Genomic DNA, 15760 nt, shown 5'->3' with positions numbered 1-15760 from the left:
GTGCGGGTTCAGCCGAGCGCGTACAGCTGTCCGCCGCGGTGTTCGAACACCGTGTTGCCCAGGACGGCGGTGGCGACGGTGTCGCCGCGGTAGTCGGTGCGCTCGAACGGGATCAGGGCCACGGTCGCGCCGTTGCCGCTGTCCACCGCGAGCTGCCCGTCGGCGACCGGGACCAGCAGCCTGCCCGCCATCAGCGCGGGCGTGCCGAGCGCGTCGCGAACCGTCCAGACCGGCTGTAATGTGCTCGAGCTCAAGGCGATGAGGCTGTTGCCGGTGAAGACGTAGATGGCCGAGCCGAGGCGGGTCACCGTGGCGCGCGCGTCCCACGGGGCGGCGAGCTGATGGGTCGCGATCTCGTTGCCGGTGCCGTCGTGCACCACGATCCTGGCGGGCAGTCCGAGGCCGGTGGCGGTGGGTGCCGTCGGCGGGTAATAGACGGCGATCTTGTTGTCCGACACCGCGATTACCCGCATCTCGGGGGAGTCGGCACCCGGCGCGGTGAGTACCCGCGAGCCGTATTCCTCGGGGGCAGTCGATTCCTTCGGTGCCGGGTTGAGCACTGTCAGCCGGTCGGTCGTGTCACCCGGGCAGCGTTCGAGCACCGCGAGGCGCGAGGAACTCGACGCGGCCGAACGCAGCGTACATCCGTTGCGCGGCTGGGTATTCGGATTCACCGGCGCGTCGACGTAGCCGTACTCGAGGGTGCGCACCAGGTCCGAGCGCCACATCTCGAGCCGGTTCGCGCCGAGCGCCAGCAGATAGGTGCCGTCCCCGGTGACGCGAATCTCATCGTCCATGTAGCTGCTGCGCGCGACCCGGCGCTCCCCGGTATCGGCCTCCAGCATCACCGACTGACTGCACCCACGCTGATCGCGATAGGTGGCGATCACGGTGCCGAACTGCGACTCGACCCCGCACAGCGGCATATCCCGGCGATACCACCACAGCTGCGTGCCGGTGATCGGATCGCGTCCGCTCACGGTGCCGTGGTCGCCGGTCACCACCACATTGCCCGACGTGAGCGCCCGCCTGCTCGACTCGTCGGCGGCATGCCACTGCTCGCGCAGGGTGGTGGGCAGTTGGGTCGCCGCGGTGACGGTGGGAGCGGGGGACGCCGCGGTGACCGAATCGGTCCCGGTGGCATCGGCACGCGCCCAGACGACGAACGCCGCCACTACGAGAGTGACGGCGATCGCGATTGCTACGAAGATGTCGGCGCGCGTCCGCCGTTCGGGTGCGAGCACGAAGGCGACAGTAGCCGATCGGCAGCACTGGGCCGAGTTTGCCGTTGCGTGCACGGGAGACTCGGCGGTGACGGATTCCGGGGTGCGGGTGGCTGGGATTCGGGGTTCGGTAGTCCCAGGCTGAATACGCTGTGTTTTCGGCGCGCTGGCGCGCGCGTGTCCGCGGCCCCCACGGGCCGCCGGTTAGACGCCGTTGCTTGCTCCTTCGTCGCGTACGCAACGGCGTCTAACCGGCGACCCGGCCGCGGACCGGCCACTTCGTGGCCGCCGCTCCCTAGGGGTCGCGGGGGCGGGGTTGGGAGGGCGGTCATGGCGGGTTCGGGGTGGACGGTGGTGTGGCTGGGGAGGAGCTAATTGCCTTTCTCCCCAGCTGGCGGTCAGGCGTCTACGGTTTCCGTTGCGTCGGACGTGGTGGCTTCCGCGGGCTTGCGGCGGCGCCGGCGGCGGGCGGGCTTGGCGGCGTCGTCGCCCTCGGTGGAAGCCGATTCGGGCGGGTCGGTGGCTTCGCTGGTGCTCGACTCGGCGGTGCCCGCTTCGCCTGCTTCGGCGGGCTTGCGGCGGCGGCGCCTGCGGCGGGCGGGCTTGTCGCCGTCGGTGGTGTCGTCCGCGGAGTCGGTGCTCGACTCGGTGGTCGTGCTCGCTTCGCCGCCCTCGACGATGGGCGTGCCGCCGCGGGTGCGGCGACGGCTGCGCGAGGACTTGGGGCGCTCGGTGCGCTCCTCGACCACGGCGTCGTCGTCACGGGTGGGGGCCGCGGGCTTGCGGATCACGCCGGTGATGCCCTCGGGGATGCCGAGATCGCTGTAGAGGTGGGGCGAACGGGAGTAGGTCTCGGCGGGGTCGGCCATGTTCAGGCCGAGTGCCTTGTTGATCGACTCCCAGCGGTGCAGCTCGTCCCAGTCGATGAGGGTGATCGCGACACCGGTGCGGCCGGCGCGGCCGGTACGGCCGATCCGGTGCACGTAGGTCTTCTCGTCCTCGGGGCACTGGTAGTTGATGACGTGGGTGACGTCGTCGATGTCGATGCCGCGCGCGGCGACATCGGTGGCGACGAGCACGTCGATGGTGCCCTTGCGGAACTTGGTCAGCGCCTTCTCCCGGGCGATCTGACCTAGGTCACCGTGCACGGCGCCGACATTGAAGCCGCGCTCGGCGAGATCGTCGGCCACCTTCTGCGCGGTGCGCTTGGTGCGGGTGAAGATCATCGTCGCGCCGCGGGATTCCGCCTGCAGCACGCGCGCGACCAGTTCGGCCTTGTCCATCGCGTGGGCCCGGTAGACGAACTGCGCGGTGCGGTCGTGCACCGCCGAATCGTTGGCCAGCTCGGCGCGGATGTGCGTCGGCTTGGTCAGGAAGGTGCGGGCCAGGGTGATGATCGGGCCCGGCATGGTGGCCGAGAACAGCATCGTCTGCCGCTTGTCGGGCACCATCGACAGAATGCGCTCGATATCGGGCAGGAAGCCCAGGTCGAGCATCTCGTCGGCCTCGTCGAGCACCAGCACGCCGATCTTGCCGAGGATCAGGTGACCCTGGTTCGCCAGATCGAGCAGGCGGCCGGGGGTGCCGACGACCACGTCGACGCCCTTGCGGAGGTCGGCGATCTGGGTGTCGTACGGACGGCCACCGTAGATGGCGGCGACCTTGAGCGAACCCTGGTGGTTGGCCAGGTACTTGCCCGCGTTCTCCAGGTCCTTGGTGACCTGGATGCACAGCTCGCGCGTCGGCACGATGACCAGCGCGCGCGGGGTGCCGTCGAGCGGGGTGGTGCCGGTGTCGGCGGTGGCGATGCGGTGCAGCAGCGGCACGCCGAAACCGAAGGTCTTGCCCATGCCGGTGCGGGCCTGGCCGATGAGGTCATCGCCGGCCAGTGCCAGCGGCAGGGTCAGTTCCTGAATCGCGAAGGTGCGCTCGATCCCGATCTCACCGAGTGCGCGCACGATTTCTTCGCGCACGCCCAATTCGGCGAAACTCGGCGGGATGTGGGTGTTGTCCAGTTCGGCCGTCAGGAGTGTGTCGGCCAAACCGGGTTCCTGTTCGACGGTGATCTTGCTCAGTGTTCGTGCCTTCCTCGTCATTGCATCTCGCACGCACGAGGTGGGGCGGGCCGGTCGGCCCGCGACGACCACTTACCCGCCTGTGATACTCACCGGGCCGGCGCCGGATAACCATCGCCGACCAGGCGTTATGCGTGGCCGTCGAGACGGTGTCATCGGCGCGGCGCTGCGGTGATGCGGATTCGTTGCGCGCACATTTTCTCGACATTGCTGTCGGTGGACATCGCCGCTGTCCGCCCGCGCTGTGCGCCGGTGGAGTGCCAGGCCGCGGAGTATGTCCGGGCGCCGAAATTAGCGTTGTCCACGGAGATTGTAGCGTGATAATCTGCGCGATCCGAATTTCGACGTCGGTGAATGCCGCGCGAATACCGGCTCGCCACCGGATTTCCTCAGCGCGGATGGTGTGTCGCAGCGCAATTCGAGAGCGCTGGATTTCGCGCGTGTCCGCGGGTGTAATCGAGCTCACTGGTACCGGTGGTACCACTTGTGAGACATTTCTAGTCGTGAGTATCACCGACACCGTCACCACCGCCGCGCGCCACGCGTGGGCCCTGAGCTTCGGCGCGGGTATCGAGCCCGTCGACCCGGCGCCCTCGACCGTGCTGTGGGACGAGCCGCACCGCCTGCTGCGTCGCTACGATACCGAATTCCAGTCCGCGGCAAGCGATTCCGCGGTATTGCTGGTGCCGCCGCTCGCCGCACCCGCCACCTGCTTCGATCTGCGCCGCGATCAGAGCCTGGCGCGGTATCTGGTGGAGACCGGCCGCGCGCCCTACCTGGTCGACTACGGCCAGATCTCCTTCGCCGATCGCCGGATGGGCTTCGAGGACTGGGTCACCGACATCCTGCCCGAGGCGATCCTGCGCGTGAGTGCCGATCGCGGCGGTGCGCCGGTCGATCTCATCGGCTGGTCCGTCGGCGGCATGTTCTCGCTGCTCACCGCCGCCGCGAACCCGGAGCTGCCGATCCGCTCGGTCACCGGCGTCGGCCCGCCGCTCGACTACGACAAGATGCTCGGGATTCCGCAGTTGCGCGCCGTGGCGAACCTCACCGGCGGCTGGGGCGCCACCGCGCTGGTCCGGGCCGCGGGCGGCATTCCGGCGCCGCTCACCAAGCTCGCCTACCGCCTCGCCGCGTACGACCGTGAACTGGCGCGCCCGCGGTTCATCGCCCGGAATATCACCGATGCCGCGACGCTGGCCAAAATGGAATCGATCGACCGTTTCCAGGCCGCCATGCCCGGCTACCCCGGCCGTTTCTACAACCAGCTGTGGGGTCGGATGATGCTGGCCAACGACATCGGCAACGGCAAGCTCGAACTGGCCGACCGGACCATCGAACTCGCCGATGTGCGCGTGCCCGTGCTGCTGATCGGCGGCGAGTCCGACGTGATCACGCCCAAGGCCGCTGTCGAGGCCGGTTTGCGCACGCTGTCGGGCTCGTCATCGGTCACCTACGAAGTCGTGCCGGGCAGCCACCTCGGCATTCTCACCGGACCCGAAGCCCGCGAAACCACCTGGGCGCACCTGGACAAATTCCTGGCCGAACGCGACTGACCATCGATCGGGACTATTGTTGACGGTCATGGGAGCCCAGACCTCTGCCGCGCCGGAATTCTTCTCGACCGAGCCGCTCGCCGCGGACCACGCGGGGGTGACGGAGCTGTTCGCGGTCCTCGCCTACGGCGAACTGTCCGCGTTCTATCGCCTCGCCGAGGAGGCGAAGCAGGCGCCGTCGCTACGGGGCCGGATCGGTGTCGCCAAGATGGCCGCCGCCGAGCTCGCGCACTTCGAGACGCTGGAAGCGGCGCTCACCGATCGCGGTGCCGACGCCGAGGCCGCGATGGCGCAGTATGAGGGCGCGCTGGACTCCTACCACGCCTCCACCGACCCGTCGACCTGGCTCGAATCGATGGTGAAGTTCTATGTCGCCGACGGCCTGGCCGCCGACTTCTACACCGAGATCGCGGGCGCGCTGCCCGCCGAGGTCTCCGATGTGGTGCGCGACGTGCTCGCCGAGACCGGGCATTCGCAGTTCGTGGTCGACGAGGTCCGCAGCGCGGTAGCGGCCAGCCGCTCCGAGCGCGACCGTCTCACGCTGTGGGGTCGCAGGCTGCTCGGCGAGGCGATCACGCAGGCGCAGTTCGTGATGGCCCAGCGCGACGAACTGGCCGAACTGGTCCTCGCCGCCACCGGCGACCTCAACGGCATCGCCACCCTGTTCGACCGGATGCAGGAGCGGCACGCGGCCCGCATGGCCGAACTGGGCCTGTAGTCGGCGAGCACGGGCTACCGGTCATCCACCGATCGCGCGGTGCTGCACCAGCCGCAATTCCGGTGTGCGGGAAGCGGTTTCGCGCGGTAGCCAGATCACGACCTGTTGATCGTTGTCTGCGGCCAGCGTCTGCACCGTGTAGGTGATGGTGCCTCGGACGGGGTGTTCGAAGCCGAGGAGGGTGGGTTGGTCCTCCGCGAGGCGGTGGGGTTGCCAGCGGCGGGCGAACTCGGGTTCCTTGCACAGGTCGGCGATGAGTTCGGCGACGCGTTCGTCATCGGGTCGACGTAGCCGTGTTCTGGCGAGTTGGTCGGCCAATTGGTCGGCGAACTGGGACCAGTCGGTCACCGTGGTGCGGGCGAGCGGATGACGGAATGTCCACAGCGCCAGGTTGACCAGGTCGGGATTGTCGAGCAGGCCGAGCGGGGCGGCCAGTTCCGACCACGCGTTGTTCCAGGCGAGCACGGTGGCACGGGGGCCGAGTGCGAACGCCGGGGTGGGGTCGAGCGAGTCGAGCACGCCGCGCAGCGTGGGGGAGACCTGGTCGAGGGCGGGATCGAAAGCGGTACTCGGGCAACGGGCGTCGCTGCTGGTGGTCAGGGCCAACCAGGCGAAATGGCCGCGCTCGGTATCGTTGAACCGCAGGGCGGTGGCGAGCGCGTCGACGACCGCCATCGAGGGATTGGTGTCGCGGCCCTGTTCGAGCCGGGCCAGATAGTCGGCGCTGACGCCGGCCAACACCGCGACCTCTTCCCGACGAAGTCCGGGGGTGCGACGCCTGCCGCCACCGGGCAGGCCGACGTCGGCCGGATTCAGCTCGGCCCGACGGGCGACGAGAAGTTCCGCGAATGCCGAACGAGCGCCCGGATGATCTGCCATATCTGCGCCTACCATGTCTCGATGGTGCCCGGTCATGGGGTTTTCAGCCACGCCCTGCCAGGACCAGGATAACCGCGGTCTGGTTAACGGACCGCGGTCCGGTCAGGGTGGAGACATGACTTCCTCGACACAGACCCAGCAGTTGAAGGCCGGATCCTGGACCCTCGACGCCGCCCACTCCTCGGTCGCGTTCACCATCCGCCACCTCGGGATCGCCAAGGTGCGCGGTGGCTTCACCCGCTTCCGGACCGAGTTCGTCGTCGACGAAACGGGCGTGGCCACCCTCGGCGCCACCATCGATCTCGACTCCTTCGACACCAGCAACGCCGACCGTGACGCCCACATCCGCCAGGCCGACTTCCTCGACGTCGCCAACCGCCCGACCCTGAGCTTCCGTTCCACCCAGCCGGTTCGGGTCGCCGAGTCCTTCACCGTCACCGGCGAGGCCACCCTCGGCGCGATCACCCAGCCGCTGACCCTCGACGTCGAATGGGGCGGCATCGCCGACTTCCCCGACGGCACCCGCCACGCGGGCTTCTCCGCCACCGGCGCCATCAAGCGCACCGATTTCGGCGTCGGCGTCGCCCTGCCGGGCATGCTGTCGGACACCGTGAAGATCGAACTCGAAATTCAACTGATCGAGCCTGCGTGACCCGTTCGCTCAGAGCGCAGGCGGCTGTGACACCGCTGTCGGCCGCCTGCACTAGCCTGGGAGTCGACAACACAGGACTCTTACGTTCGGAGGTTGGCCGTGGAGGTCAAGATCGGTATTTCGGATAGCCCGCGAGAGCTCGTCATCAACAGTGCGCAGAGCCCTGACGAGATCGAGGCGCTGGTGTCCGATGCGCTGAGCGGCTCCGCCGGCGTCGTGTCGCTCACCGACGAGAAGGGCCGCAAGTTCCTGATCCAGGCCGCGAAGGTCGCCTACGTGGAAATCGGTTCCCCGGCCACCGGTCGCGTGGGATTCGCCACCGTCTGAGCCGCGAACACGACAATGCCCCGTCATCTTCGAGATGACGGGGCATTTCTCGTAGGTCAGAGGTCCTGCGAATACGCACGCTGAGCGGCGGTCAGCGGCACATGCTTGAGGCCGCCCCACGCCAGCGAGACCGTGGTGTCGACCGCTTCGTCCTTGGGGACCGGGCGATCGGCTTCGAGCCAGTAGCGAGCCGAGAACTGGCTCGCGCCGACGAGGCCGACGGCCAGGATGCGGGCGCGGTAGGGATCGAGACCAGAGTCGTGGGCGACCAGATCGAACACCGCGTCGACACACGCCTCGGTGGCCTGCTCGACCCGGCGCTGCACCTGCGGTTCGCTGGTGAGGTCGGATTCGAAGACCAGGCGGAAGCCCTGCATCTCGTTGTCGACGAAATCGAAGTACGCGGCGACCGCGGCCCGCACACGCTGCTTGTTGTCGGTGGTGGAGCGCAGCGCCTGGCGCACGCTCGACACCAGGATGTCGACGTAGTTCTGCAGCACCGCCAGGTACAGCTCGAGCTTGCTGGCGAAGTGCTGGTACAGCACCGGCTTGCTGACCCCGGCCACCTGGGAGATCTCGTCCATGCCCGCCGCGTGGTAGCCACGTTGGACGAAGACCTCGCTGGCGGCGAGCAGCAACTGCTGGCGGCGCTCGTCACGAGGCAGGCGGGTACCGCGCTTGGCCGGGACCGTCTCCGGCACCGATCGGCGCGAGGGCATGCGGTCCACGAGGTCAGTCATCTCGGCTCTCTATAGATAGTCGATTCCCCCGGCCGGAGGTATGCGGTCCGGGTATCCCAAAGACGATACTCGCACGGTGTTCACCCTGCGGCTCGCCCTGGAAATGTAGTACCAGTCCGCGGAGTTCGCCGGGCCGTAACCGGGCGATCTCCTCCGGCCGCCCGCACGGCGGATTTGCCTACTGTGAGAATCTGATGGGGTGACCGACCGGACGGATGACCATGCCGACGGCGGGCGCGATATCGCTCGCTCCACGCACCCCTCCGAGTCCGGTGCTGTCACGTCGGCGTCGGAGGGGCGGGAACTGCAGGTCTACGACCCGCTCGGGCTCTATCAGCCCGCCGACCGATCCCGCCAGCCCCTACGCGCCCGCTGGGATCCCACCGACAACGACAACGGCCGCCCGCGCAGCCCGCAGCGTGATGCGAAGAAGCAGAGCGCCCTCGGCCGATTCGTGTCCGCGTACGGCTGGCGGGCCTACGCGTTGCCGGTGCTGCTCGCCATCACCGTGCTGGTCGTCGTCGACGCCGTGCGCACCGGCCCGATACCGCTGCCGAGCGATCCGGGCTTCGGCGCGCTCAGTCCCAAGGTGGCGCAGTCCGGCATCATCGGCGCACCTCCCGGCGACGGCAAGTTCCCCGCCGATCTGCCCCTCGGCGCGCTGCCCGAGGGTGGCGAATACGTCGAACGCGCGGCAGGCACCTGGCACATCGTGCCGGGCACCAGCGCCCAGGTCGGCGCGGGCACCGAGCGCGTGTTCCGCTACACCGTCGAAGTCGAGGACGGCATCGATACCTCGCCGTTCGGTGGCGACGGCGCCGTGGCGAAGATGGTGGAGACCACCCTGGCCAACCCGAAGAGTTGGACCAACGACCCCAAGTTCGGCTTCCAGCGCATCGACGCGGGCCCGGCCGACTTCCGCCTCTCGCTCACCTCTCGCGAGAGCACTCGCGCCGCTTGTGGATTCGAGATCCCGATCGACTCGTCGTGCTACAACGCCGACCTCGACCGCGTCGTGCTCTCCGAGGTCCGCTGGGTTCGCGGCGCGCTGGCCTTCGACGGCGACATCGGCTCCTACCGCCAGTACCAGATCAACCACGAGGTCGGCCACGCCATCGGCTATCACGGTCATCAGCCGTGCGAGACCGACGGCGGCCTCGCCCCGATCATGATGCAGCAGACCTTCGGCACCAGAAACAACGACATCGCGCTGCTCGACCCCCACGGCGTGGTCCCCGCCGACGGCAAGACCTGCCGCTTCAACCCCTGGCCGTACCCGCGCGGATAGTCGCCTCGCCCATGCGGGAACATGTTCGGGGAAGAACAGCGCGGCAGGTTTGGTTGTAGTCAACAGAGCGACCACCGGTAAGCGGTCGCGCCGACGCCACAGATACAGGAGTTCTCACGTGTCTCTCAATGGGACGTTGCCGCCGCTCGTCGAGCCGGCCGCGGAACTGACCAAGGATGAAATCGCCCGCTACAGCAGGCACCTGATCATCCCCGATCTCGGTGTCGACGGTCAGAAGCGATTGAAGAACGCCAAGGTCCTCGTGATCGGCGCGGGCGGCCTCGGCTCGCCTGCCCTGCTCTATCTGGCCGCCGCCGGTGTCGGCACGCTCGGCATCGTCGAGTTCGACGAGGTCGACGCCTCCAACCTGCAGCGCCAGATCATCCACGGCGAATCCGACATCGGCCGTCCCAAGGCCGACAGCGCCCGCGATTCCATTCTGGAGATCAACTCCGGGATCGACGTGCGGCTGCACAAGATCCGGCTGGAACCGGAGAACGCGGTCGAGCTGTTCGCCGAGTACGACCTGATCGTCGACGGCACCGACAACTTCGCCACCCGCTACCTCGTCAACGACGCCGCCGTCCTCGCGGGCAAGCCCTACGTGTGGGGCTCGATCTACCGCTTCGAGGGCCAGGTCTCGGTGTTCTGGGAAGACGCACCGGACGGTCGCGGCATCAACTACCGCGACCTGTACCCGGAGGCCCCGCCGCCGGGAATGGTCCCCTCCTGCGCCGAGGGCGGCGTGCTCGGCGTGCTGTGCGCGTCGATCGGATCGGTGATGGTGACCGAGGCGATCAAGCTGATCACCGGCATCGGCGAGACGCTGCTCGGGCGCCTGATGGTCTACGACGCACTGGACATGAACTACCGCACCATCAAGCTGCGCCGCGATCCGCAGCGTGAGCCGATCACCGAACTGATCGACTACGACGCGTTCTGCGGTGTGGTGTCGGAGGAAGGCACCGCCGCCGCGGCCGGGTCGACCATCACCGCCGCCGAGCTCAAGGACCTCCTCGACGCCGACAAGATCGAGCTGATCGACGTGCGCGAGCCGGTGGAGTGGGACATCGTCCACATCGCGGGCGCGACCCTGATCCCCAAGGACCGCATCCTGTCCGGCGAGGCGCTGTCGGAACTGCCGCAGCACAAGCCGATCGTGCTGCACTGCAAGACCGGCATCCGTTCCGCGGAGGCGCTGGCCGCGTTGAAGCGCGCCGGTTTCGCCGACGCCACACATCTACAGGGTGGCGTGGTGGCCTGGGCCAAGCAGGTCGATCCGTCGCTTCCGGTCTACTGACCCCGATAGCTGCCGGTTTGCGACCTCATCGCATATTGCGGTGAGGTCGCAAAGTGGGGTATCACAGCGTGCCTTGGGACGCCTCCGGTGATTGCGGGGTTACGGTACGGCCCGTGACCTCAGTCGAACCTCCCGAGCATGTGCGAGCCACATTCGGGCTTCGCGAAGTGACGCCGGTTTCCCTAGGGGACTGGGACGGCGGCTGGCGGATGGGTGACGTGGTACTCAGCCCCGTCGCCGATCACGCGCGGGCCGCGTGGTCGGCGAAAGTACGCGAACACCTCGCGGTCGACGGGCTGCGCGTGGCCCGCCCCGTCCGCGCCACCGACGGTCGTTATGTTGTCTCCGGTTGGCGCGCCGACACCTTCGTCGACGGCGCCCCCGAGCCCCGCCACGACGAGGTCGTCTCCGTCTCGCTGCGCCTGCACAAGGCGACAGCGGAATTGGAGCGCCCCCGCTTCCTGGTCCAACCGCCCGTCGCGCCCTGGGTCGATGTGGACGTGTTCGTCGCCGCCGACCGCGCCGCCTGGGAAACGATCCCGCTGCGCACCCTGCGCGCGGGCGGTGTCCCCATCGCCGCCACCCCCGACGGCCAGCGCTCCCTCGAACTGATCGGCCAACTCTCCACCCTGCGCAAACCGGTTCGCAGCCCCGACCAACTCGTCCACGGCGACCTCTTCGGCACCGTCCTGTTCACCGGCGCCCACACCCCCGGCCTCACCGACATCACCCCCTACTGGCGCCCCGCCACCTGGGCCGCCGGGGTCGTCGTCGTCGACGCACTGGCCTGGGGCGGCGGCGACGACGGCCTACTCGACCGCTGGGCCACCCTGCCCGAATGGCCCCAGATGCTGTTACGCGCCTTGATGTTCCGCCTGGCGGTCCACGCCCTGCACCCCCGCTCCACCCCCGAAGCATTCCCCGGCTTGGCTCGCACCGCGGACATGGTCCGTTTGGCGCTGTAAGGGCGAATTGCGCGCATCGTGACCGATGGGTCTTATGTGATCTCAAATCCGTTGAGACCCAACGTTTCCTATGGCTGCCCATGCTATCTTCATCGAGCATCGCCGCCATGTGTCCTGCCCTGGACCCGGGGGACCCACCGCGGCCCGTCACGAGCGGTGAGGATTGCTACGGGTGAGAATCCAGCCCAGACAACAGATTCTGGACATTTGGAGCGCCATGCTCTCGGCCTGTTACCGGGACGAGAAATGGCATTGGGACGGCGTCCTCGGCGCCAATTCGATCAGCGATTCCGAACAGCTGCTGTGCCTGTTGTATCCGGCGACGGAAATCGAGAGTTTCTCGCTGGATAGGCCGGAACTGATGGCCGACGATGTGCAGGTCGCCCTCAGCGCGTTCGGTGGGCCGACCAGAATCGGGATCGCCATGATCGGCCTGATGGAGCAATACCTGCGGCGCAACACCGGTGCCGACGGGACGCCGCGCTTCGACGCGGGCAGTTATCTGCGCCCGAACGCGGGCGAGGAACCCACTCGGGAACAACTCGCGATCGAAGTGGTCGACAGCTACTCGATGTCGGTGACGTTGTGCCTGGCCGGTCTCGGGTTCGCTCGCGTCTTCGATCGATGGGCGAACGCGGAGAACCGCGAGGACATCCGGATCCGGATCGCCGATCTCAGAGCCGCGATGAGCGATCGGCTCACGATCGCGATGACCGGATTGATCCGTAGCTTCGTCGTCAATACCGTGTCGGTTCGCTCGCCGTCGGGCAAGGCGATGCTCGCGATGCTCAATCAGTCCGGCGCCCCGGAGAATTCGGTGGTCGAGGCGGTCCGCGACAATCTGGATCGCGTGCGAGCCCGCCTGCGCACCGATGTGAAGCTGGGCCGGACACCGCACACCGACTTCGAAGAAGACGATCAGCTGTTCGAATGCGGCTGGAGTTGGGGGGTTGTGCAGGAGGCGGATCCGGTCGAGTTCGACGATCGGGAGGTCGCGCAGACCGTCGGTATCGCCGATCCACGGCCCTATCTGTACTTCACCGTCGTCGCGCTCGACGGCATCAACGATATTCTCTCGCAGCGGACCAGAGAGCTCGACCTGCTCAACAAGGAACAGCAGCGACTGGCCGACGCGCTGCGTGTGCGCTGGGATCTGACGCAGCGGTACTGGTCGACGGTCGCCCGGTTCGGTGCCGGGCGTTGGCCGTTGGAGGACATTCCGTGGCGGACCTCCGACGGCGAGGAGTCCGACTACTTCAGTTTGATCGTGTCGGCGGTGCTGATCCAGGAACTGATCGCCCGCACCGCCTCCGACGATGATCTGACCCGCGCGGTCGCGATCTTCGACGAGCTGTCCCGACGCGGCCGCATCACCCGGCGACCGACCAAGACCGACTCGGCGGTTGCCCTGCACGACCCCGGTGTGCGCATGGTGCTGGCGGGCACGGAGAAGGTCGACGGCGGCGGTCCCCAGCTGACCTGGATCGTGTCCGATTTCGCGACCGTGCTGCTGAAGCGGGCACTGCAGGCGGCGCAGTTGTCGAGCAATATCGGCGCCCGCGATCAGCTGATGGAACTGGCCAAGAACGTGATGGACCATTTGGACCGCCGCGTGATCTCCGACGGCGCGGCGACCGGACTGTGGGACGATCCGGCCGGCGTCTTCGGCGGGAAACATCAGCAGCATCCCTCCTGGTACCTGACCGAGCGGATGGTCGAGTGCCTGGTCGCCGCCGACCGAACCTACCGGGAGACGCCGCTGCGTTCGACGGCGATGGTCAGCCGTGCCGTCGAAATCCTGAACGAGGCAGAACATCTGCTCAACCAGGCGATGCTCGAGGTGAGTATCTTCGACACCTCGGCCAACCGGGTGTCACTCGACGAGATCGAACGCAAACTCGGGCGGGCCCGCGCACTGATCAACACCCAGCCCGCCACGTCCTTCACGTTGGCCTCGACGGCGCTGAAGGAACTCGACGACCTTGCCTACGCGCGTTCCAATGCGATGAGGAGCACCTGATCCGATGATCGTGTTCGCCACCTCCGACAAGGGCGGGACCGGGAGGTCGGTCACCAGCTGCAACCTCGCCTATCGACTCGGGCTGCGTGGAACCAGCACCGCCTACGTGGATTTCGACTTCGGCTCGCCGACGGCGGGTGCGCTGTTCGAGATCAGCAAAGTCGACAAGGGCGCCGAGCCCGGCCACGGACTGCACTCCTATCTGCGCGGCGAGATCACCGATCCGCAGCGGCTCGATGTGCGAGCGGCGACCGACCGCGAGGCCTTGCGCAGCAGGCGTTCCCGCGGCGGCAAGTTGTTTTTGCTGCCCGGCGACGAGGGCGGCGGTGAGGCGATGGCGGCGGAGGACCCGCAGGTGGTGCGGCGTTGTATCGATCTTCTGCTCGAGCTCGACGCGTCGTTCAAGGTGGTCATCGTCGACCTCAGCGCGGGGCGGTCGGTGGCGATGCAGATCGCGCTGGAGGCCACGGCGCCGAAGAACATGCCCGACAAAGAGGTCTACTGGTTGCTGTTCCACCGGTGGACCCGCCAGCACATCATGGCTGCCCACGGCCTGGTGAACGGCCCGAAGGGCCTGATCCAGACCGGTACCGCCGAAATCGGCCGTCAGCCGCTCTACAGCGAGCGCGAGTTGCGGCGGCGTATTCGCTTCGTGCGCACCGCGGTGCCGCGCCCAGGCGAACAGCCCGAGATCGTGAGCGGTCCACAGGCCGCGTGGTTGCTGCGTCAGGATGCCGCGCTGCGCTCGCTGGCCGCCGAATATCGGCTCGGCGCCGGATCTCTGCTCGGGCGCACCCCGGTGGAGCCGGTACTGCAGTGGCGCGAACAGATCATCCTCGACGCCGATGTCGCCGCGGGTATCGCCAATCGAGAAACTGTCGACGCGTTCGAGGATCTCGCCAGGAAGCTGATCGCCGAGGACACCTGGGTGCCGATCTGAGGCCCGGTGTGGACCGCGACGGAAAACTCGTTAGGCTCCCTGTTTCGTGGACTCATTGTTCCAGGAAGCGACTGCGGCGACTCGCGTGGAATCCGTTGCGATGTCGCACGTATCCCTCGAGGTCGGCCATTTCTCGATGGACGAACTCGCCAATCGACCAGAGGCTGTGCGCGCCCAATTCGAGCGGGTCGCACCGTTGGTGCACGCTTTCACGGAGTTGGCGCGCGACGAGTTCGCCGAGCGAGCCGGTGGTCGTTCCCGGGTCAGGGTGAGCACGTGTTTCCTCATCGACGACTATTTCCGCGGTACCACCGACCCGCGGGCGATCCTGCCCGGATTCCTGCGATCAGCGGCAGAATCGGGGATCCGCGTCGACTATCTCGGCCGGGAGGCCGGTTGCGCTGTGGTGCCGAAGAAGGACAGCAGCGGAGCGCCGACCAAACTCGCCCAGATCGTAGCCGACATGGTGGTCGCCGAGCCCTTGGAGGGCTATTCGGGTCGCAGGCCACCGACCACCGAACTCGGGTGGTTGAGCAACGGACGACCGTCCAGCGACGACCAGCGCCGCGATGCTATGGACCTGCGCGACTACGAGCCGCCGCTGGAACTGAGCAGGCGCAATCATTCGATCTACCTCGATGTCGAGATGTGGCGTCGTGATCGCGAGCACGAGGACCCGTACTGGTCGTGCCCGTTTCTCGCTACCGTCTGGCAGTTGTTGCGGCTCGGCATGGTTCGTGCCGAGGGCAAGCGCGTCGCCGAGCCCGTCGACTGTCGCGACTGGGCCACTCAGGAGTGGGCGGAGAGCTGGGGCGTGTTGCCCTCGATCATGCAGTTGCACGACGCGGCGCCGTTCGCGGCGTTCCGCTCGGTCTCGATCCTGCCGAAACGCTACTTGGGGATCGAACATTCGGTGCAGCAGATCATGGACCACCTCGACATCGACGCGGGCGTCAACGAGGTGTATGCCCAACGCGCGCAAGAGAATCGGATCATCGCCACCGAGCACCTCAGCGATCGGCTCTCGCACATCTTTCTCGGCGCCGACTGAACCGCGGTGAGCGCGTACGCTGCAAC

14 protein-coding genes are annotated in these 15760 nt (G+C 67.6%); 10 read left to right on the top strand and 4 right to left on the bottom strand.

The features are described from left to right. Positions 1–8: 8 nt before the first annotated feature. Together QX204_RS25305 and QX204_RS25300 are read right to left on the bottom strand one after the other, a co-directional pair. Positions 9–1244, bottom strand: a complete 1236-nt coding sequence (locus tag QX204_RS25305) for an Rv3212 family protein (RefSeq protein ID WP_301902850.1) — start codon at positions 1242–1244, stop codon at positions 9–11. 377 nt (positions 1245–1621) lie between these two features. After that, entirely contained in the window at positions 1622–3319 is a 1698-nt protein-coding gene (locus QX204_RS25300) for a DEAD/DEAH box helicase (RefSeq protein ID WP_301902849.1), read from the bottom strand. Between the two features lie 482 nt (positions 3320–3801). Here QX204_RS25300 and QX204_RS25295 point away from each other — a divergent pair, with 482 nt between their 5' ends. Beyond that, positions 3802–4854 (top strand): alpha/beta fold hydrolase, encoded by a 1053-nt coding sequence (locus tag QX204_RS25295; RefSeq protein ID WP_301902847.1) that lies wholly within the window; start codon positions 3802–3804, stop codon positions 4852–4854. Positions 4855–4882: 28 nt separating this feature from the next. Continuing rightward, positions 4883–5572, top strand: coding sequence for a ferritin-like fold-containing protein (locus QX204_RS25290; RefSeq protein ID WP_301902845.1), 690 nt, complete (start codon positions 4883–4885; stop codon positions 5570–5572). Positions 5573–5593: 21 nt separating this feature from the next. Here the strand turns inward: QX204_RS25290 and QX204_RS25285 are convergent, their stop codons facing one another. Continuing rightward, entirely contained in the window at positions 5594–6451 is an 858-nt protein-coding gene (locus tag QX204_RS25285; protein ID WP_301902844.1) for a helix-turn-helix transcriptional regulator, read from the bottom strand. Between the two features lie 115 nt (positions 6452–6566). Here QX204_RS25285 and QX204_RS25280 point away from each other — a divergent pair, with 115 nt between their 5' ends. Next, complete coding sequence (locus QX204_RS25280) at positions 6567–7103, top strand: YceI family protein (protein WP_301902842.1); 537 nt, start codon at positions 6567–6569, stop codon at positions 7101–7103. A gap of 99 nt (positions 7104–7202) precedes the next feature. Beyond that, a complete protein-coding gene (locus tag QX204_RS25275; protein WP_266292485.1) occupies positions 7203–7430 on the top strand; it encodes a DUF3107 domain-containing protein in 228 nt (75 codons plus the stop codon). A gap of 56 nt (positions 7431–7486) precedes the next feature. Here the strand turns inward: QX204_RS25275 and QX204_RS25270 are convergent, their stop codons facing one another. Beyond that, positions 7487–8170 carry an HTH-type transcriptional activator FasR gene (locus QX204_RS25270; protein WP_056812916.1) on the bottom strand — a complete coding sequence of 228 codons (684 nt, stop codon included), beginning with the start codon at positions 8168–8170 and terminating at the stop codon, positions 7487–7489. Between the two features lie 304 nt (positions 8171–8474). Between QX204_RS25270 and QX204_RS25265 the strand changes: the two genes are divergently transcribed. From QX204_RS25265 to QX204_RS25240, 6 genes are all read left to right on the top strand, one after another. Beyond that, positions 8475–9458: a DUF3152 domain-containing protein gene (locus QX204_RS25265; protein ID WP_301908105.1), complete on the top strand. Its 984-nt coding sequence runs from the start codon at positions 8475–8477 to the stop codon at positions 9456–9458. A 118-nt stretch (positions 9459–9576) separates the two neighbouring features. Next, a complete protein-coding gene (gene moeZ, locus QX204_RS25260) occupies positions 9577–10758 on the top strand; it encodes an adenylyltransferase/sulfurtransferase MoeZ (RefSeq protein WP_301902840.1) in 1182 nt (393 codons plus the stop codon). Between the two features lie 113 nt (positions 10759–10871). Next, complete coding sequence (locus QX204_RS25255) at positions 10872–11723, top strand: TIGR02569 family protein (RefSeq protein ID WP_301902838.1); 852 nt, start codon at positions 10872–10874, stop codon at positions 11721–11723. 172 nt (positions 11724–11895) lie between these two features. Then, a complete protein-coding gene (locus QX204_RS25250) occupies positions 11896–13743 on the top strand; it encodes an SCO2524 family protein (protein ID WP_301902836.1) in 1848 nt (615 codons plus the stop codon). A 4-nt stretch (positions 13744–13747) separates the two neighbouring features. After that, on the top strand, positions 13748–14683 hold the full coding sequence (locus QX204_RS25245; protein ID WP_062983645.1) for an SCO2523 family variant P-loop protein: 936 nt from the start codon (positions 13748–13750) through the stop codon (positions 14681–14683). 100 nt (positions 14684–14783) lie between these two features. Then, a complete protein-coding gene (locus tag QX204_RS25240) occupies positions 14784–15734 on the top strand; it encodes an SCO2522 family protein (RefSeq protein ID WP_301902834.1) in 951 nt (316 codons plus the stop codon). Positions 15735–15760: the final 26 nt, after the last annotated feature.

It is taken from the genome of Nocardia sp. PE-7 (assembly GCF_030486425.1).
GTDB classification, from domain to species: Bacteria; Actinomycetota; Actinomycetes; order Mycobacteriales; family Mycobacteriaceae; genus Nocardia; species Nocardia salmonicida_A.
Note: the sequence above shows the minus strand (reverse complement) of the source record. Positions and strands in the feature narration are given on the sequence as shown.